20 protein-coding genes are annotated in these 20,637 nt (G+C 30.0%); 17 read left to right on the forward strand and 3 right to left on the reverse strand.

The window, feature by feature from the left end:
• Positions 1–335: 335 nt before the first annotated feature.
• On the forward strand, positions 336–2,453 hold the full coding sequence (locus AACQ14_RS12335; protein ID WP_339363895.1) for an RNA degradosome polyphosphate kinase: 2,118 nt from the start codon (positions 336–338) through the stop codon (positions 2,451–2,453).
• Positions 2,454–2,623: 170 nt separating this feature from the next.
• Here the strand turns inward: AACQ14_RS12335 and AACQ14_RS12340 are convergent, their stop codons facing one another.
• Both AACQ14_RS12340 and AACQ14_RS12345 read right to left on the reverse strand, forming a co-directional pair.
• Positions 2,624–4,189: a putative ABC exporter domain-containing protein gene (locus AACQ14_RS12340; protein WP_339363896.1), complete on the reverse strand. Its 1,566-nt coding sequence runs from the start codon at positions 4,187–4,189 to the stop codon at positions 2,624–2,626.
• Positions 4,190–4,191: 2 nt separating this feature from the next.
• Entirely contained in the window at positions 4,192–4,887 is a 696-nt protein-coding gene (locus tag AACQ14_RS12345; protein ID WP_339363897.1) for an ABC transporter ATP-binding protein, read from the reverse strand.
• Positions 4,888–5,221: 334 nt separating this feature from the next.
• On the opposite strand from AACQ14_RS12345, the gene AACQ14_RS12350 reads away from it, so the two are divergent.
• Together AACQ14_RS12350 and AACQ14_RS12355 are read left to right on the forward strand one after the other, a co-directional pair.
• Entirely contained in the window at positions 5,222–6,598 is a 1,377-nt protein-coding gene (locus tag AACQ14_RS12350) for an MATE family efflux transporter (RefSeq protein ID WP_339363898.1), read from the forward strand.
• A 14-nt stretch (positions 6,599–6,612) separates the two neighbouring features.
• Positions 6,613–7,212 carry a TetR/AcrR family transcriptional regulator gene (locus AACQ14_RS12355; protein ID WP_339363899.1) on the forward strand — a complete coding sequence of 200 codons (600 nt, stop codon included), beginning with the start codon at positions 6,613–6,615 and terminating at the stop codon, positions 7,210–7,212.
• 63 nt (positions 7,213–7,275) lie between these two features.
• Here AACQ14_RS12355 and AACQ14_RS12360 read toward each other — a convergent pair whose 3' ends face one another.
• Entirely contained in the window at positions 7,276–8,121 is an 846-nt protein-coding gene (locus AACQ14_RS12360; RefSeq protein ID WP_339363900.1) for a hypothetical protein, read from the reverse strand.
• 420 nt (positions 8,122–8,541) lie between these two features.
• Here AACQ14_RS12360 and AACQ14_RS12365 point away from each other — a divergent pair, with 420 nt between their 5' ends.
• From AACQ14_RS12365 to AACQ14_RS12430, 14 genes are all read left to right on the forward strand, one after another.
• The gene (locus AACQ14_RS12365) at positions 8,542–8,724 is read left to right on the forward strand and encodes a ribbon-helix-helix protein, CopG family (RefSeq protein WP_339363901.1); all 183 of its coding nucleotides are present in this window, start codon (positions 8,542–8,544) and stop codon (positions 8,722–8,724) included.
• Between the two features lie 140 nt (positions 8,725–8,864).
• On the forward strand, positions 8,865–9,152 hold the full coding sequence (locus tag AACQ14_RS12370; RefSeq protein WP_339363902.1) for a DUF6809 family protein: 288 nt from the start codon (positions 8,865–8,867) through the stop codon (positions 9,150–9,152).
• A gap of 240 nt (positions 9,153–9,392) precedes the next feature.
• A complete protein-coding gene (gene argF, locus AACQ14_RS12375; protein ID WP_339363903.1) occupies positions 9,393–10,328 on the forward strand; it encodes an ornithine carbamoyltransferase in 936 nt (311 codons plus the stop codon).
• Positions 10,329–10,431: 103 nt separating this feature from the next.
• Positions 10,432–11,412 carry a biotin--[acetyl-CoA-carboxylase] ligase gene (locus AACQ14_RS12380; protein ID WP_339363904.1) on the forward strand — a complete coding sequence of 327 codons (981 nt, stop codon included), beginning with the start codon at positions 10,432–10,434 and terminating at the stop codon, positions 11,410–11,412.
• A 28-nt stretch (positions 11,413–11,440) separates the two neighbouring features.
• Positions 11,441–11,767: a DUF6145 family protein gene (locus tag AACQ14_RS12385; RefSeq protein WP_339363905.1), complete on the forward strand. Its 327-nt coding sequence runs from the start codon at positions 11,441–11,443 to the stop codon at positions 11,765–11,767.
• A 34-nt stretch (positions 11,768–11,801) separates the two neighbouring features.
• A complete protein-coding gene (locus AACQ14_RS12390) occupies positions 11,802–12,107 on the forward strand; it encodes a Dabb family protein (protein WP_339363906.1) in 306 nt (101 codons plus the stop codon).
• Positions 12,108–12,129: 22 nt separating this feature from the next.
• Complete coding sequence (locus tag AACQ14_RS12395; protein WP_339363907.1) at positions 12,130–12,891, forward strand: CPBP family intramembrane glutamic endopeptidase; 762 nt, start codon at positions 12,130–12,132, stop codon at positions 12,889–12,891.
• Positions 12,892–13,127: 236 nt separating this feature from the next.
• Positions 13,128–13,715, forward strand: coding sequence for an ECF transporter S component (locus AACQ14_RS12400; RefSeq protein WP_339363908.1), 588 nt, complete (start codon positions 13,128–13,130; stop codon positions 13,713–13,715).
• Between the two features lie 159 nt (positions 13,716–13,874).
• On the forward strand, positions 13,875–14,645 hold the full coding sequence (locus AACQ14_RS12405) for a type III pantothenate kinase (protein ID WP_339363909.1): 771 nt from the start codon (positions 13,875–13,877) through the stop codon (positions 14,643–14,645).
• Positions 14,646–14,653: 8 nt separating this feature from the next.
• The gene (gene dusB / locus AACQ14_RS12410) at positions 14,654–15,625 is read left to right on the forward strand and encodes a tRNA dihydrouridine synthase DusB (RefSeq protein WP_339363910.1); all 972 of its coding nucleotides are present in this window, start codon (positions 14,654–14,656) and stop codon (positions 15,623–15,625) included.
• Between the two features lie 72 nt (positions 15,626–15,697).
• Positions 15,698–16,642 carry a hypothetical protein gene (locus tag AACQ14_RS12415; protein ID WP_339363911.1) on the forward strand — a complete coding sequence of 315 codons (945 nt, stop codon included), beginning with the start codon at positions 15,698–15,700 and terminating at the stop codon, positions 16,640–16,642.
• 295 nt (positions 16,643–16,937) lie between these two features.
• Positions 16,938–17,414, forward strand: coding sequence for a transcription elongation factor GreA (gene greA, locus AACQ14_RS12420; RefSeq protein ID WP_339363912.1), 477 nt, complete (start codon positions 16,938–16,940; stop codon positions 17,412–17,414).
• 73 nt (positions 17,415–17,487) lie between these two features.
• Positions 17,488–18,984 carry a lysine--tRNA ligase gene (gene lysS / locus AACQ14_RS12425; RefSeq protein ID WP_339363913.1) on the forward strand — a complete coding sequence of 499 codons (1,497 nt, stop codon included), beginning with the start codon at positions 17,488–17,490 and terminating at the stop codon, positions 18,982–18,984.
• 377 nt (positions 18,985–19,361) lie between these two features.
• Entirely contained in the window at positions 19,362–20,606 is a 1,245-nt protein-coding gene (locus AACQ14_RS12430) for a putative glycoside hydrolase (RefSeq protein WP_339363914.1), read from the forward strand.
• Positions 20,607–20,637 lie beyond the last annotated feature (31 nt).

Raw genomic sequence — 20,637 nt, forward strand, 5'->3', positions numbered from 1 at the left:
ATAGATAAAATATTTTTTAACCCATTAAAAAATATTATAAATTCATTATATCATATAATAAAGAAAAATAAATATAAATTACAGAACTTACAAAGGAAAATAATGTGGTATAATGGATAACAAATAATATCCTATAGCAATAAAATATAATAGATAAGTTGAATTAAGGAAAATATATTAAATTTATTGAAATGGGTGTATAGATGTTTAAGTTCGATATATATAGATATTTAATTAACTATTTGGAGATAATATCTATGTATTGATGTATTAACATTTTTTTGTGTAAAAAGGTATAGTTATTAAATATATATTTTGAAAGGGATGTAAGTAGTATGGTAGAAAATACATTTAATAATCCTTTATATTTTGAAAATAGAGAACTAAGTTGGTTGGAATTCAACCAAAGAGTACTTGATGAAGCTAAAAATTCAGATAATCCACTATTCGAAAGGTTAAAATTCATGTCTATAGTCAGCTCTAATCTAGATGAGTTTATAATGGTGAGATTGGCTTCACTAAAGGAGCAATTGAATGTGGGAATCAATAAACCTGATATAGCTGGTCTTACACAAAAACAACAGATAAAAAAGATTTCTGCAAGAACGCATAAACTGGTTGATGAGCAATACAGCCATTATAAAAGATCGATTGTTCCTCTATTGAAAACAAAAGGTATAAATCTTATACATACAAAAGATTTAAACGAAAAACAGAAGAACTATCTTGAAGAATATTTTACAGAGGTTATATATCCAGTACTTACGCCGTTGGCAGTTGATTCGAGTAGGCCATTTCCATTGATTCTTAATAAGAGTTTGAATTTGGCTATTCTAATAAAAAGAAATGGAGAAGAGGTATTTGCTACTGTTCAGGTACCAGCTGTGTTGTCAAGATTCATAGAAATACCTAATAATGGTAGTAAGCATACTGATTTCATTCTATTAGAAGATGTAATGAAATTATTTATGCAGCGATTATTTGTAGGCTTTAAGGTGATATGCACTTATCCTTATAGAATTACAAGAAATGCTGACTTGACAATAGATGAAGAGGATACACAAGATCTATTGATAGAAATTGAAAAATCCGTCAAGAAAAGAAAATGGGGAGAAGCTATAAGATTAGAAGTAGCTTATGACATGGATGAAAGACTAGTTAATATCTTGAAAGAATCTCTGTCAATCAATAATAAGGATATATATTATATTAATGGTCCTTTAGACCTGACATTCTTGATGAAATTATATGATTTGAAAGGATTCAACCATCTGAAATATGATAAGTATAATCCAAGTACCCCTTTGGATTTATTGGGAGAGGAAGATATATTTGAGGTTATAAGAAGAAAAGATGTATTTCTCCATCATCCTTATGAATCTTTTGCACCAGTTGTTTCGTTGGTGAAAAGGGCTGCTAGAGATGATAAAGTATTGGCGATAAAACAAACACTTTATAGAGTAAGTGGAGAATCTCCAATAATTAAAGCATTAGCTGAAGCAGCTGAATCTGGCAAGCAGGTAACTGTATTGGTTGAGCTGAAAGCTAGATTCGATGAAGAGAATAATATCCAATGGGCGAGAAGATTAGAAAAATCTGGATGCCATGTTATATATGGATTGGTTGGTTTGAAGACTCATTGTAAGATTACTCTTATTGTCAGGATGGAAGAGGATGGAATAAGAAGATATGTACATCTTGGTACAGGTAATTACAATGATATCACTGCTAAGTTATATACAGACATGGGAATACTGACATGTAATGAAAAAATAGGTGCGGATACTTCTGCTGTTTTTAATACATTGTCAGGTTATTCTGAACCTCCAAAGCTTAATAAATTGACAATGGCACCCATTGGACTTAGGAAAAAATTTATGATGCTTATTGAGAGGGAAGAGAGTAATGCTATATTAGGTAAAAAGGCTAAGATTATAGTTAAGATGAATTCTATATGTGACCCGGGTATTATGAAAACTCTATACAAAGCGTCATCTGCTGGAGTAGAGATTGAACTGATAGTTAGGGGAATTTGTGGAGTAATTCCTTGTATAGAGGGTGTTAGTGATAATATTACTGTTAGAAGTATAGTTGGTAGATATTTGGAGCATAGCAGGATATTTTATTTTTATAATGATAAGGATGAGGAAATTTATTTATCTAGTGCAGATTGGATGCCTAGGAATCTTAATAGAAGAGTGGAATTGATGTTTCCTATTGAGGATCAGAGGATAAAGCAAAGGATTATTGATATTCTAGGGATTATGTTAAAGGATAATGTGAAGGCTAAGATTAAGAATGGAGAGGGAGAATATCTTAAGATTAATAAGAAGGGGAAGAAGGTTATTAACTCACAAGAATATTTTTCAAGGTTTGCTCAGAATATTATGAAAGAGTATACGGTGGAGAAGGAGCATGATATATTTATTCCTATAAAGAAGAATCATAAATAGGTTAAAGATATAAGTTTATATTTTTATGGACAACGGTAATAAGAGAAGAACATATATATTGATAATCACTCCCGTTACATTTGTTGCTTTATCTGGTTTCAATATATGACCGTTGTCTATAACTCATTTAACATTTTAAAGACAATAAAAAAGGACTTATACGTCCTTTTTTAGAGTTCGGAGATTTCAAATATTTTTCTGCCTGATAGGAGGAGTAGGAAGGATAAAGTTATGTTGTAGGCTATCATTATTAGGTAGTTGAAGAATGCTGCATATGGGCTTCCTTTTAGGACTATGAATTCAATGATAGACCCTCCTGCTATACCAGGTACAATGAAGACTAGGACTATTAGTAGTTTCATGATTAGTCTAAATACTTTACTGTGTGCTGAGCCGAATACTCTTCGTGCTAGGACATCGTTGTAAACGAATAATGCACCGAAGGTAGTATATGTTATGGCACTTAGTAATATAGTGATTATGTCGGCTTTGAACATGAATCCTGATATTGAGAATAATATTAGTCCATCTACAAAATTTTTAAGATGGTTGGCTAGTGTTCCAAAGAATATTTTTTCTATGGAACCTGCTGGTATTAAATATATATAGTGCATTTTCATTTCTTCCATCCATTTGCCTTGCATAGAGTAGATTAACAGCATATAGATGCTGAAGTACAGGACGGTTCTTAAGCTTGAATGTTCCATAAAAAATTTTGATGCGATACCAAAAGCAACGATTCCTATGGTTTCTTTGCTGATAAAGAAGAAGCCATTTTTTCTATATTCCATCATATGTTTGTAAAAGATTGCTTTTGCTCCTCCGGAACCAAAGTTGCCTTTTACTTTTTTTACTTTGTCGGCTTTAATTTCTCTGACTGATTTACCTGCTCTCTTAGCTGCTAGTTGTTTTTCTTTTCTTAGAGTGGCTCCAAGAACATCTTCGTAATAATCGGAATTAAGATTATATAGTAATAGCATTAGTATGACTATGGTTATCACTATGAAGATAAGATTCATATAGAAGGTACTATCTAGTTCTTTAGTTGAATAGGATAGGACTATCTTAAACCAGCCTACTACAGGGATTGAGTTGAAAATTTTACTTTCAAATACATTATTGGTAGCAGTCAACAAGTCTTTTACATTGACTAAAGTTATTGTAAACCATGAAATAAAAACAATATAAATACCGTTGATTATTCGTTTGGCTAATACTCTATAGCTATTTTTTTGAGATGTTATGGAATAGAGTATTAGTGATATCAATGACATACAAAAGAATAAAGCTACAACAGATAAAATTAATACAATGATACCTACATTAGATATTGGATAATGATTTTTTAGGTTAGGTATTTGGAATATCAGGAAAAATATTATCAATAGGGTTGTTAGCATTTCTTTTATAAATCCGTATATCAGAACTTTTTTTCTGGAAATAGGAGCAGTAAATACGAAATTCACGTCTGACTGCCTAAAAAAACTATTACCTTTTTCTATACCTTGATTAAGTTGAAAATATGTTATTATCAAAACACTTGCAGCAGAAATTAGTTCAAAAGAGATTTTGGGGATTGTTGAAGTATTCTGAGCAGGCATGATAAAGCTAATAACAAAAAATCCACCTATAAAAACTATTAGAAATAGATAAAATATCAAGTATGCAGGTTTTTTTATAATTTCTTTTACTCTATTTACAAAACTTCTTTTCATGATATAAAATAATGGTTTCATAATTATGCCTCCGTAACATCAAAGAATATTTCTTCAAGAGTTTCATTATTAGCTGCTATCTCTTTTCTTGTTCTAGATAAAACGATTTGTCCATTTTTCATGATTAATGCTTTGTCCCATACTTCTTCTACGCTATCAATGATATGTGTACTGATTAATACACTTCGATTCATTTTTTTAAGTTTTAGAAAAGTTTCTTTTAATTCTTTTATAGCTTTTGGGTCAAGACCAATCATAGGTTCGTCGAATAGGATAACTTTGGGGTCTAGTAGTAAGGAACAGCAGATACTAACTTTTTGTTTCATTCCTTTTGATAAACTAGCACCTAATTTATCTTTTTTATCCCATAAATCAAAAGTCATTAGTAGTTCTTTTGCTTTTTCTTCATAATTTTTTAATTTGTATGCTGTAGCAATAAATTTTATGTGCTCATATATGGTCAACATGTCATATACAGCAGGGGCTTCTGGTACATATCCAAAAACTCTTTTTGCTTCTACAGTTTTATTATTCATGTTATTGATTGTTATATCTCCTTTATATCTGAGAAGACCTGCAATAGATTTGATAGTTGTACTTTTACCAGCACCATTAGGTCCTAATAATACTGCTATCTCACCATCATTTACACTAAAACTGATATCATCTACTGCTTTAACTTTATCAAAATGTTTAGTTAAATTTTTTACTTCTAACATTATTATTCACCTCTTATATTTTTTCTTTACACTATTGCCGACACATATAAAAATTAAGGATAATATTAAAATTCTATCTCTAATTTATACTTTTATACAACTCCTAAAGAGTAGCGATAGTTAAAATGCTTGAAAGTTATTAATAAATAGTTATTTTACAACTGTATATATGCAATATAAACAGAATACACACTTCTTATAAAAAAGTCAAGAGAAAAAATAAAAATTTTACTTGACTTTTAATGAACGTGTTCATATAATAATATTATGAATTAAATGAACAAGTTCATAATAAATTTTAACATACATTTTAGTTGGAAAGGACAGATATAATATGGAGCAATTAGATGATAGAAGTAAATTATTGGGACAGGAGAAGGTATCAAAGGTAATTACAAAATTAGCTATACCAGCCATAATTGGTATGTTGGTAAATGCAGTATATAATTTTGTTGATACAATGTTTGTAAGTTGGATAGGAACTAATGCAATGTCAGCGGCTCAAGTTGGTTTTCCTGTATTTATGGTTTTAGTAGCATTTGGGCAGTTGTTTGGTATTGGAGGTTCTTCATATACTTCACGATTGTTAGGAGAAAATAATAAAAAAGAAGCAAGTAAAACTATTACGGTTGTTTATATAACAACAATAATAACAGGAGTTATTCTAGGGATATGTGGTCTATTGTTATTAGAGCCGTTAGTTAATATGTTCGGAGCCAATAGTGATAATATTAGTTATACTTTAGCTTATACATCAATTTTATTCATTGGAGCACCTTTTATTCTTGGAAATATGGCACTTAACAATCTATTAAGGGCTGAAGGTAGTGCGATAATTTCAATGTTTGGTCTTATGCTTGGAGCCATACTTAATATTATATTAGACCCAATATTTATATTTGCATTTGATATGGGTATTGGAGGAGCTGCATTGGCAACAATAATTGCTCAAGCAATCACAACTGTATTTTTACTAAGTTACTATATCAGGAAAAAAAGCTTGATAAGAATGAAATTAAGTATGTTTAAACCTTCTAAGAAAATATATAATGAAATATTTAAGATTGGGTTACCGACTTTAATAAGACAATTACTTGCTAGTTTTTCTATAGGTTTAATGAATAAAGCTGCAACTGGTTATGGTACTGAAGCAGTAGCAGCTATAGGTATTGTGTCAAAAGTATTTATGTTAGGGTTTTATGCTTTACTAGGATATACACAAGGATTCTTACCTGTAGCAGGATATAATTTTGGAGCTAAAAAATATCAGAGGGTATTGGATTCAACAAAAGTAAGCACGAAAGTAAGCACAATATATTGTATAATTGTTTTCGCAGTATTCATGATTTTTGCTGAGCCTATTGTAATGATTTTCAGACCAGAAGCAGAAGTGGCTAGGATAGCAATTAAAGGATTAAGGATATGGTCCATTTCATTACCGTTATTAGGGTATTCAATGGTTATCAATATGTTATTTCAAGCTATTGGTAAAGCAAAGGAAGCAGCTATTCTATCTATTTCAAGGCAGGGAATCATGTTGATACCATTAATTCTCATATTACCTTCATTTTTCAATTTGAATGGAGTTTTACTTGCACAACCTGTAGCTGATGTACTTACCTTTATTTTAACAGGAATTCTTGGTATAATGGTTAATAAAGAGATATATCAATTACGAGATGGAAGCAATGGGCTGCCTAATGTAGCTTGAAAGGGATGGAATCAGTGCCAAAAATAATTAAAGATCTAAGAGAGAAAATAATAAAAACTGCAACTACAATTTTTTATGAGCAAGGGTTTGATGCTATAGATATAAGAAAAATTGCTAAGGAGTGTAATGTTGCAGTAGGAACCCTTTATAATTATTTTCCTAACAAGAAAGAAGTTGTGTATGAAGTTTTTAATGAACTCTGGTATGAGTCTATGAATAAATTGGATGAGTTGATTGATTCATCTGATGGGAATGAGGATTTATTTGCTGATTATATATTGAGTTTATATAAGGAAATGGAAAAGAAAAAAGGAATAGGATTGTATTTATTCAGGATGGAAATAATTGAGTCAAAGGATGACAAGGTTGAAGAGGGGAATTTTCTTGCTCATTCTAAGTTTCATAAGAGGCATGCTGAGCAGATAGAAAAAATGTTGATAAAGAGCTATGGACTTAGTGATGCTGGGGATGATAATAAGGAGTTTGAAAATCTGATAAATACTGTTGCTACTTTGATTATAACTAATAAAGGTGCGGATGTTGATTATGTTATGTTTATTAGGGATATGGTTAGTAGTTATGTAAGGGACTATAGGGATAGGTTGTGTAATTAGGTAGATAGCTAAAAACACTTGACAATCAGTCCAAATTTGTGGTGAAGTCTTTTAAATGTAAAACTATATATTATTATATTTAATATCAACAGATAAAAATTTATACTCACCATCTACTAACTTTATTACAAAAGTTACCTTATATGAAATAAGTTGACTTTCCTGTATCTCATTAGTTAATATACACTTACATGTTAATATTTCATCATCAACTATAACTTCTTCAATTGTTATAGCGTAATGAAACGATCCCGTAAACGATTCATAAGTATATATTTGGCTGTTTTCATCATATTCTTTTATTTGTGAGTGGTCTATTTTGGTATTAAACTTGCTTAATATATATTCGTCAACAATTTCTGATGGTACTGTAAGTATCCATTTGCCTTTATTAAAATACTGATGAAGTTCTGACCGTACAGTCCAAAATAAACTATCAACTATATAATTATCATCAACTACAGTTAGTCCCGCAAACTGTGAGGATTTTATTTTTTTTTCTGATATAAGCTTATCAACTAATTTGACCGGAATGGTATAATTATCTGATTCTGAATCATAATAGTCCTCAAAGAACTTCCAATATTCAAAAGGTTCTATTGGATATGTACCCGCACTCCTTATGTATTGAAAAGCTCTTTCATAATCTACTAAATCATCCTCATTAAAAGACATATCAAAATCAAACACAAGAAAATAACTCGTTACAATTTCTTTAAGAAGAGTATTATCTATTTCATGTATATTATCCTTTATTACTGGATATAAAGAATCTGATTCTTGTTCTGAATTGCTACTTAAAAGATTATCTGATTTTTCATCTTTATTAGCTTTATCTTGTACTTGAGTAAATTTCATGCAACCCGAAAGGCATAAAATAATTAATAATGGTAAAAGCAATCTTTTCATAAATTAATCCCTCCAATTAAATGACCCTCAAAAATTCAAAAATAAGCTACTGTAATTAGCTTCCTATATAGAATAACATAACAAGATAATTTTTCAATATATTTTAGAATTATGAGATATCTATGGTTATTAATAGTGTAAAAAATTATACTATTTAGCAAAATATAATATAAAAACTTACCTATTGGCTATCAGTAAAATTAGTTTAATATATGCAAAAAGCTTAACTTAATGATATTGTACTATGGCACACTTACAGCCTTATTTCTAATTATACGTTAAAATATAAAGAAGATACCTTTAACAGACTAATGAGTTATTTACTTTGACGGATTAGTTATAATCTTTATGGTAGTGATTGACTTTTTGTCATGGCTAATATATAATATTATTGTCATGGCGTAAAGTGAGGTGAAAACAATGGCGTCAAAAAAGATGGGTCGTCCACCTTCTGATAATCCCAAGAACATAAAATTACAAATTAGAGTGGATAAGGAAACTATGGATATGCTTGATGAATGTGCCAAACAGCTTAATAGTAACCGTTCTGATGTAGTTCGTAAAGGTATAAAGAAAATTGCTGATGACCTCAAGGCAAAATAAAAGAAGCAGTGCCAAAATCTCTGAACAAGAACACTGCTTCTAACTTGCCTCCACAACAAACAGAGGTAAATATATTATACATCTGTTTGTTGTGGAATTCAATGTAATCTAAGATATTTATAAATATTAAGGAGGAACATATGGAATCAATAATAGAACAACTATTTAATGGAGAAATTGATTCATTCGAAAATTTCTGTCGAACAGATGAGTACATAAAAGCAACTTCAGAAGTTATTAAAGTAGAGAGTGAATTTTTAGAACTAATAAACCAAGAGCAAAGAGATATTTACGAAAGACTATTGGATATAAAATCTGAACGCTCTGTAATTGGGTCTAAAATTCATTTTGTATATGGTTTCAAGATAGGATTTAAGCTGGCTTTTGAGTTATGTAGTGAAAATAAAACAACAAAATATAAGCTGTAACTTACTATATTGCTATGAATAAAACACTGGCAGTATTGAAAGGAGATATAGCAATGACTGATTTTAACGACTATAGATGAATGTATGAAAGAGCCTGAAAAAGAACTACATATAGATTCTAGATAAGCTTAACCGACTGCAATAATGTAGTCGGTTTTTTTAATACTTGACAAAATGGATTAATATTTATAGAATAATAATTAATAAATATGAATAAATATACATAAAGGAGAGATGGCTATGGCAGTTAACCTAAAAGGAAAAAGCTTATTAACTTTGAAGGATTTTAACAAAGCTGAAATTGAATATTTATTAAATCTAGCAGGAGATTTGAAGCAAAAGAAGAGAATGGGTATTATCGGAGAAGATTTAAAAGGGAAAAATATAGCTTTAATATTCGAGAAGCCTTCTACAAGAACAAGATGTGCTTTTACTGTAGCTTGTACAGATGAAGGAGGGCATCCTGAGTATCTAGGTAAGAACGATATACAATTAGGTTATAAAGAATCCGTTGAAGATACTGCAAGAGTATTAGGAAGATTATTTGATGGAATAGAATTCAGAGGTTTTTCACAAGAACATGTTGAAAAATTAGCCAAGTACAGTGGTGTTCCAGTATGGAATGGATTGACTGATGATTACCATCCAACTCAGATATTAGCCGATTTATTGACTATAAAAGAGAAATTTGGAAAGATGGAAGGGCTTAATTTTGTCTATGTAGGTGATGGACGTAATAATATGGCTAACAGTCTAATGATTGGATGCAGTAAGATGGGAATGAATTTCACATTAATCGCTCCTAAACAGTTATGGCCTATAAAAGAGTTAGTTGATGAATGTAAAACTTTTGCAAAAGAATCAGGAAGTATAATAAACATATCAGACGATACCGAGGAAGTAGCACAAGCAGATATCATATATACAGATGTATGGTGTTCAATGGGTGAAGAGACCAAAGCAGCCGAGAGAATCAAATTATTAAAGCCATATCAAGTAAATAAAGAGCTGCTAACTAAAACCAATAAAAACGACACAATATGCATGCATTGTCTACCAGCAGTAAAAGGCAACGAAATAACAGAAGAAGTTTTTGAACAGTACTCACAAGTAATATTCGACGAAGCTGAAAATAGAATGCACACCATAAAAGCTGTAATGGTTGGAACAATATAATGATTAAAGGGACAGATGAAAAATTCACTGTCCCTTTACAATTGACACTATTTATTTCATTCTGATATAATACATAAAAAAGAATGTGAGTAGGGAATACACTATGAAAGAGAAAATAATACAATTGTTGAATGAAGCTGATGATTACATTTCAGGTGAAGAAATAAGCAAACAACTAGGAGTCTCCAGAACCGCTATATGGAAAGTTATTAATCGTTTAAAAGAAGAAGGTTATGAAATTGAATCCGTTACAAGGAAAGGTTATAGACTTCTATCTTCTCCTGATATATTGAACAGCGAAGAATTACATTATAATCTTAATACAGAAATTATCGGTAATAAAATAATTAATTTTGATAAACTAGACTCTACCAATCAACAGGCTAAAAAATTAGCTTTGGAAGGCTCCAAGAGCGGAACGGTCGTTATTGCTGAAGAACAAACAGCAGGTAAGGGCAGAAGAGGTAAGATGTGGGTTTCTCCACCTGGTACAGGCATATGGATGTCTATTATATTAAGACCTAGCATAATGCCGGAGAATGCTTCAATGTTAACTTTGGTGGCAGGCCTAGCAGTATGCAAGGCTGTAAGAGAGATAACCAGTTTAGAAGCAGCAATCAAATGGCCTAATGACATTGTTGTGAATGGTAAAAAAATATGCGGATTATTAACAGAAATGAACTCTGAAATAGACTTTATAAATTTCGTGGTAGTAGGAATAGGAATAAATGTTAATATAGAAAAATTCCCAGCAGAACTAGATAATATTGCAACTTCATTGATGATAGAAGGAAATCAATCCTATCAAAGGAAAAGACTTGTAAAAAGGACTCTAGAGATTTTTGAAGACTATTATAAAAAATATCTTGAAACAGAAGACTTAACTAAAATGATTAAAGAATATAATGAACACTGTATAAATATAGGCAGAAAAGTAACAGTTACAGGGAGAAAGCAGGGTATAACTGGTAATGTGAAATGTGTTACCAATAAAGGTGAACTCATAGTAACTAACCAACAAGGAGAAGATATAGTAGTTACTTCAGGAGAAGTTTCTGTAAGAGGAATATATGGATACGTATAGAATATGAAAATGAAAGGGTTTGATATATATGTTTGATGAAAGAGTAATATTATGTGTTTCTAATGCTTATAATAAAAAATATTATTTGAATGAAGATTTTGAACAGCTTCCACAACAGATAAAGGATGAATTGAAGATATTATCAGTTTTATATACTGAGGATGTAGGTGGAATCCTGACTATAGGATTTGAAGAAAATGGTGACTTGTTCTTAGAAGTAGAAGCTGATGAAAATGATTTGTTATTTGATGATATTGGCAGTGGTCTTAAGATTAAGCAGTTGCAAACTGATAAGCAGGAATTATGGGAATCCTTAGAAATGTTTTTCAAAGTATTTTATTTAGGAGAAGAATAAAAAATTAAATAATATAGAAAAGGAGAAAATAATTATGATTCGTCACGTGGTAATGTTCAAATATCAAGAAGAAGCAGAAGGTAATTATAAGAAATATAATCTAAACAAGACAAAAGAGTTATTAGAAAAATTACAAGGAAAAGTAGAAGAAATAAAATATCTACATGTAGGATTAAATGATGATGAAGCTGATAACAGTAATTATGATTTAGTTCTTACTGTAGATGTGGAATCAATCACAGACCTTAATGCTTATCAGATTAATCCAGACCATGTAGAAGTAGGTAAGTTCATCAAAAAAGTTGCAATGGCAAGAGCTTGTGTTGACTATAAAATATAATAATATTAGAGGAGTATAAATAATGAGAGTTATAAAACTTACTATTTATGAAATCATTTTTATTATAGTATGTATAACTATTAATCTATTCAAAAATGGTATGGGTTTAGAAAGACTACTCTTACCCCTTATTATAATTATACTATTTGGTAATCTATTTTGTAAAAGCAACTTGGAAATAAAGAAAAATAGAGAATTTATATATGCATTTATTCTTGTATTTTTTCTTTATATGAGTATTCAAGGGTACTATGACTATACTAATGTTAGCAAAAATAATTATTCATTGTTTAAAGCGCTACTAATTCAATTGCCTATAACAATGACAGTGTTTGCGGCATATATTTTTGGAATAAAGATTAAGAATTTTAATTGGAGAATTAGTTTAACAAGTTTATTACTGGTTTTATTGGTATGGTTATCTATTGAAATATTACCAATTATTAGATATGTAAGATTGAACAGTATAACAGACTTAATTAAATTGATAATTATTAATATACCTATAAAAATTTACTATCCGAGCTTAGTTGAAGAAGTAATTTTCAGAGGATTGTGCTTTAGTGGTTTATTAGCAATTGGTTTAAGTGAAGATAAATCTAATATAATACAAGCTATAGTCTTTGGACTTATACATATTTTAAACTATGAACAATTTTCTATTAATATTATCTTGTTAATTGTACCACAAATATACATAGGTTATTTAATAGGCAAAATCTATATAAATACAAAATCATTAACACCTTGTATTATTTTACATGCACTATTAGACTCAATATAAATAGAAGAATTCAGTACTATTTAGATATAATTTGAAATAACAAAAACGATTAATTAATTTCAATAATCTAGGAACTAGTTGTTATTTGATAATATTATGATATAATATGATTGTATTTTATAGCTATATATGTTTTAATGTGATTTAGTTAATAAAACCTTTTAATTAAAGGTTTTATTAAATACAAAATGAAAATGTCTTGTATCCTTAGGGAATGAGAACAGGAGGTTGGAACAATGAAAAAAAGAATAAGTACTAGGAAGCTCGTATTAGCTTCAGTAATGGTGGCTATAACTATTATTTTAGCATATACACCACTAGGATTGATTCCTTTGCCACCAATTAACCCAACGATATTACATATACCTACAATAATAATAGCTATTGTTGAGGGGCCTATCATGGGGTTGGTAGTCGGTTTAGGATTTGGTGTAGCAACGTTAATTAAAGCATTTATTATGCCGGCGTCACCATTAGATCCGTTATTTATGAATCCACTTATTTCAGTATTGCCTAGAATATTGATAGGGATTACATCTTATTATGCATATGCAATGATTAAGCACCTATTAGGTAAAACAAAGAAATATGAATCACTAGCTGTTGGTTTTGGTGCTGTAATAGGTAGTTTTACTAATACTATAGGTGTACTTGGTATGATATTTATAGTATATTCTGACTTTATAAAAGACAAATTGGGCGTAGAGGCAAAAGCGCTAGTATATTCTGTTGCTACTACAAGCGGTATAGCAGAAGCTGTTCTTGCAGCAGCAGTATCTATTTTAGTAGTTTATTCCCTCAAGAAAGCTTTTTATAGAAAATAAATAGATGAAGGAGCTGTTGGATAATTCATTTTTCGAGTTGACTATAAGTTTTGGAAGATAGACTAGGTTTAGATTCCTTAATATTAATGTTTAAAAATATATTTTCCCACAGTTTCTTATTTAATAAAGAAGTAATAGATTATCAAAGGAAGTGATTGAATGTTATTAGTTATTGATATTGGCAATACTAACATAGTGTTAGGAGCTTATGAAGAAGATAAACTAGTGGCAAATTGGAGAATGACAACAAAAACACCTAGAACATCAGATGAATATGGATTATTCATGTATAATTTATTTTTACATAAAGGAATAGATGTAAATGAAGTAAAAGATGTAATCATCGCTTCGGTAGTTCCTAATATTATGTATTCACTGGTTAATGGTATAATAAAATATTTTAAAACTAATCCTATAATAGTTGGACCCGGGGTAAAAACAGGTATCAATATACGAACAGACAATCCAAAAGAAGTTGGGGCAGATAGAATTGTTAATATAGTAAGTACTTATTATACTTATGGAGGACCTGCTATAGTTATTGATTTTGGAACTGCCACTACTTACGATATAGTTACAGAAGATGGAATATTTAATGCAGCAATAACATCACCTGGGCTTAAGATAAGTGCTAATGCTTTATGGCAAAAGGCAGCTAAACTTCCAGAAATAGAAATCAAGAAACCAAAGACTATTCTTGCAAAGAATACTATTACTAGTATGCAGGCTGGATTGGTTTATGGTTATATAGGACAAGTTGAATATATTGTTAAGAAGGTAAAACAAGAAATGAACTTACCTGATATGAAAGTAGTTGCAACTGGCGGACTTGCCAAGATCATCTACAAAGAAACAGATGCTATAGATGTATATGATCCAATGTTAACATTGAAGGGACTTAAAATAATACATGATAAAAATAAAAACTGAGTGATGCTATGAAAATGAAAATTGGAAATATAGAGCTTGAGAATAATGTAATATTAGCGCCTATGGCAGGTGTAACTGATTTGCCATACAGACTATTATGCAAAGAACAAGGATGCGGATTAGTATATACAGAAATGGTAAGCGCAAAAGCTATATACTATAATAATAAGAATACAAAACTATTGATGCAGATAGATGAAAGAGAGCGACCAGTAGCAGTACAGCTTTTTGGATCAGAACCAGATCTTATGGCTGATATGGCAAAAAGAATTACTGAAGATAATCCTCTTATAGACATAATTGATATCAATATGGGATGTCCAGTACCAAAAGTGGTTAATAATAGTGAAGGTTCAGCGCTCATGAAAAATCCCAGATTAATTGGAGAAATAGTGAAGAAGGTTTCTACAGCCATCGATAAACCATTAACAATCAAGATTCGAAAAGGTTTTGATGAAAGTAATATCAATGCTGTAGAAGTAGCTAAGATAGCTGAAGAAAACGGAGCTGCTGCTATTGGAGTACATGGAAGAACCAGAGAACAATATTATAGTGGAAAAGCTGATTGGGATATAATAAAACAAGTTAAAGATACAGTATCAATACCGGTATTAGGCAATGGAGATGTTTTTGCCCCAGAGGATGCTAAGAGATTATTAGACGAAACTGGTTGCGATGGTATACTTATTGGAAGAGGAGCACAAGGTAACCCTTGGATATTCAGCAGGATAATACATTATCTAGAAACTGGAGAGGTACTACCTAATCCCACAATAGATGAAATTGTAGATACCATCAACAGACACTTAGAAATGCTGTCAGAATATAAAGGCACCTACACAGCTATTAGAGAAATGAGAAAGCATATTTCGTGGTATACAAAAGGATTACATGGTTCTGCCCATATAAGAAGAGAAATCAATAGTACCCAATCTATGGAGGAACTAAAAGAAAAAATAGCAGAAATAAAATTTATCTGATTATAAAAAAACATGTATAAAAACTCGATTATGTTAATAAGTTATACTAAAACATAATTTGAAGTGAGTTATATGTATAAAAAATATGCAATCATAAGTTGTAATAAAGAAATCGGAGACATTAATTTTCGTAACCCATTCATTAGATTCTTTCCCAAAAAAATGATAAGGAATTATATAATAAAAAAGCTTCCCCTTAATATAACAGAAATTGATTATTTGGGTAATTTAGGACTAGACATAAAATTACCTATTACAGAAGAAGAATTGATTGAAGAAGAGTACACGAAAGTAATTATTGACGAATTTAACAGAAGGCATTTAATCTATAATATCAATACCTTAGTCATATCAAAAGAGCTTAAGGACTATAGGGATTACTTTGAATCAATTATAGGTGACGAAAAAGCTGTTCAGTTGTTGTACATTGATAAAGTGATAAAAAAAATAATAAATTTGATTAATAAAGAATTAAAAGATATGAATTTTGTTATAATAGATGGAGATAATAGTAAAACAAGATTTATTATTGATAATATATATCAAGGAATTAATTCATTGACTATAGTAACTTCGAAGCCCGAGATATTTGAAGAAAGAGTTGATGAAATATATGATGAAACAGGTCTAGCTGTTGGGATAACCAATTATAATGTAAATCAAGAAATATCAAGTGATATAATTATTAATTGCAATGGCGATAAGGATAAAATATTCTACTCCTTTGATGAAGGTTCATATATTATTGATTTCGTATCAGATGATGATAAAGTCAAGAATATACTAATAAAAAGAAATGATATTAATATAATAACCGGTGTTGATATGTATGTTGATAATCATTTGATGAGCAAAGAATTACTACATGGTATTTTACTTAATGAGAATAGAATGTTAAGAAGCATGTTCTTATATGGCTATAAAACAAATATGTATGAAAGACTGGATAAGATCAAGAGCAAATATCATGTTACAATTGGTAATATATATCAGAGGGGGGAAGAATTGCAGTCTTAAGCTTTTCTGAACTATTTTTATATTGACAACTTGTTATTATTAAGTTATAATACCTTGAATATGAATAATATAACATTACAAAAATTAGAAATATTGTATTGGGGAGTCATTAAGATTGTATGTTGTATTAATAAATTGATATATACGTTTAATTAATTAATTTATTAATATATATTAATTAAATGTTTTATCTTGATAAACAAGGTAATCATATTGAACTAGACATATAAAGATAGTTCATATATTACTAGTTTTATTATTATATAAAATATATTAAGAGGAAGGGTGTAGCAAGATGCCTGACAAAAAAGTAATACTAACATATAGTGGATTAAGGGAATTAGAAGACGAATTACAGAATCTAAAAGTAGTAAGAAGAAAAGATGTTGCAGAAAAGATAAAAGAAGCCAGAGCTCAAGGTGATTTATCTGAAAATGCAGAATATGATGCGGCAAAAGAAGAACAAGGCGAAATTGAATCTAGAATAATAGAACTTGAAAAAATACTTAAAAACGCTGAAGTAATTGACGAAGAAGAAATATCATTAGATACCATTAGTGTAGGTTGCAAAGTGAAGATATATGATCTAGAATTTGAAGAAGAAATTGACTATGCAATTGTAGGTTCAACAGAGGCAGATCCATTAAAATATAAAATATCGAATGAATCACCAGTGGGAAGTGCCTTAATTGGTTCAAAAATAGGTGATTTAGTAGAAGCTGAAACTCCTTATGGGGTTGTAAAACTAAAAGTGTTAGACATTCATAGATAAAATATAAACATGAATATAATAAAAAATTATATAAACAAAAGAGTAAACAATAATATACAAGGAGGACTTGTAAGTGTCAGATAATAATAGTAACAACCAAGGCAAAGAACAGGACCTTAATGAACTCCTAAAAATTAGAAGAGATAAACTAGCTGGGTTACAAGAAAAAGGAAAAAATCCTTTTGAACTCACTAAATTTAGTGTGGATTATCATAGTAATGAAATTATCAATGGTTTTGAGGAGTTAGAAGGCAAAGAAGTTACAATTGCAGGTAGAATCATGACTAAACGTGTTATGGGAAAGGCTTCTTTCTGTCACATAGCTGATAGAAATGGACAAATCCAATCATATGTGAGAAAAGATGCAATTGGTGAAGAAGAATATGCCGAATTCAAACATTATGACTTAGGTGATATTGTTGGTATAAAAGGTGAAGTATTCAGAACTCAAAAAGGTGAAATATCAATAAAAGCTCATGAAGTAACTTTACTATCAAAGAGTTTACAGATTTTACCTGAAAAATATCATGGATTAAAAGATACTGATACAAGATATCGTCAAAGATATCTAGATTTAATTGTTAATCCAGAAGTAAAGGATACTTTCATAACTAGATCCAAGATTATAAAAGAAATTAGGAATGTACTTGATAATAGAGGATACTTAGAAGTAGAAACACCAGTACTTAATACAATATCAGGAGGAGCATCCGCAAGACCATTCATTACACATCATAATGCTCTTGATATGGAATTGTACATGAGAATTGCTCTTGAATTACCATTAAAGAGATTAATTGTAGGTGGATTTGAGAGAGTATATGAAATCGGTAGAGTATTCAGAAATGAAGGATTATCAGTAAGACATAACCCTGAATTCACATTACTTGAATTATATGAAGCATATACAGATTATCATGGCATGATGGATTTAACCGAAGAACTTATTCGTACAGTAGCTAAGAATGTATTAGGAACTACTACTGTTACATATGATGAGGTAGAAATAGATCTTGGTAAACCATTTGCAAGACTATCAATGTTAGATGCAGTTAAGCAATATGCTAATGTTGATTTTGATGAAATAGAAACAGATGAACAAGCAAAAGAATTAGCTAAAAAGCATCATATAGAATTTGAAAAACACCATAAAAAAGGTGATATCCTCAATCTTTTCTTTGAGGAATATGTTGAAGAACATCTTGTTCAACCAACATTCATAATTGATCACCCAGTAGAAATCTCACCTCTTGCTAAGAGAAAGCCTGAGAAACCAGATTATACTGAGAGATTTGAATTATTTATTACAAAAAGAGAATTTGCTAATGCCTTCTCAGAGTTGAATGATCCAATCGATCAAAGACAAAGATTTGAGAGACAAGAAGAACTTCGTGCAGCTGGAGATGAAGAAGCCAGCATGATCGATGAAGATTTCCTTACTGCATTAGAATATGGAATGCCTCCAACAGGAGGACTTGGAATAGGTATCGACAGATTGGTTATGTTATTAACTAATTCATATTCAATCAGAGACGTATTATTATTCCCAACAATGAAAAATAAAGAGTAGATATAAATAAAAAGCCTCTATTATGAGGTTTTTTTATTGTCCTGTAATAAACATGGTTTGTTTACATACCTAATCATGTTATGGTATACTGTATAAGTTATTTACATAAGCTTTGTATTTAATAATATAGTGATAGAAGTTATAAATTACGTAATATTTATATGAATCAGAAGAATAATATCATTATTTGGAATAAGTTAGCAATAAATATGATTAAGAAATCTAATGAGTGTTATAATATAAATAAAGTAATTTATCTACTAAAAAAGTGTCGAAAATAACTTTTTTATGTGCTATAATCTAAATAATACTATATTCATGACTGAGATATTTAACTGAGGAAAATAATAAATCAATTGAAAAGAGGGAATGAATGAATGGCTTATCGTAAGAGACAACGTAATACAAGAAAATATTGGTTCTTGATTTTATTAATAGCGTTGATAATTTGTGCTCCATTTGTATATAAATACTTAACTAATAAAGATGGTGATGTAAATAACTTTATCAGTAGTATTATTAAACCAGGAGAATCAACAGTAGAAACTCTGGAAGTTGGATTCAACGATTATCTAGAAAGTCCTGGGGTCAGCTATAATTTGTATAGCGAAGCGCCAAAAGTAAAGGGGCTATATGTAAATGCATCTGCAGTAAGCAGTAAGGAAAGATTCAATACCTTAATAGATATAGCTAATACTACAGAGGTAAATGCGTTTGTTATAGATGTTAAAAATGATTCAGGTAGAATTACATTTGATATGGATAATCCACAATCAGATGAAATTAATGCAGAAGTAAAATATATGAAAGACATTAATGTTGTCATGGATAGACTATATGAAAATGATATCTATCCAATAGCACGTATCGTAGCATTTAAAGATCCTTGGTCATCAAAAAAAATAACAGATCTTGCTATTAAGAATAAAGACGGCAGTCTTTGGATGTACGATAAAGTATCATGGCTTAATCCTTATAATAAAGATACTTGGGATTATGTCCTTAATGTTGCTAAAAAAGCTGCAGAAGTTGGATTCAAAGAAATTCAATTTGACTATATAAGATTTGAAGCTACAAGAAGCTTGAATAATGCAGATTTTGGCGTGGATGCTGAAAATAAAACAAGGATGGAAGTAATCTCTGAGTTTGTAGCATATGCAATGAAAGAATTAGAACCATATAATGTCAAAGTATCAGCTGATGTATTTGGTACTATTATTACAAGTAAAGTAGATGCAAAAGCTATAGGACAAGATTACTTAGATATGGCAGAAAAATTAGATGTCATCTGCCCAATGGTATATCCTTCACATTATGGAAAAGGTTTCTTTGGAATACCAAGAGATAAACATTCAGACTTATATCCATATGAGACAATACTAGGTTCAATGACAGCATCAAATGAAAAATATAAAGAATTAAATGGTAAGAAAGCAGCTATAGTAAGACCTTGGCTTCAAGCCTTTACAGCATCTTATCTAAGAAAACCAAATTATAAGTCTTATGGTCCAGAAGAAATACGTGCTCAGATACAAGCAACATATGATGCAGGTCTTGAAGAATGGATTTTATGGCATGCTGGTTCAAAATATAATAAAGATGCATTATTAAAAGAGCAATAGTGCTTCATAACAGCTACTTTATTGAAACGGG

The sequence above is a fragment of the Vallitalea maricola genome, from assembly GCF_036985595.1.
Taxonomy (GTDB): Bacteria; Bacillota; Clostridia; order Lachnospirales; family Vallitaleaceae; genus Vallitalea; species Vallitalea maricola.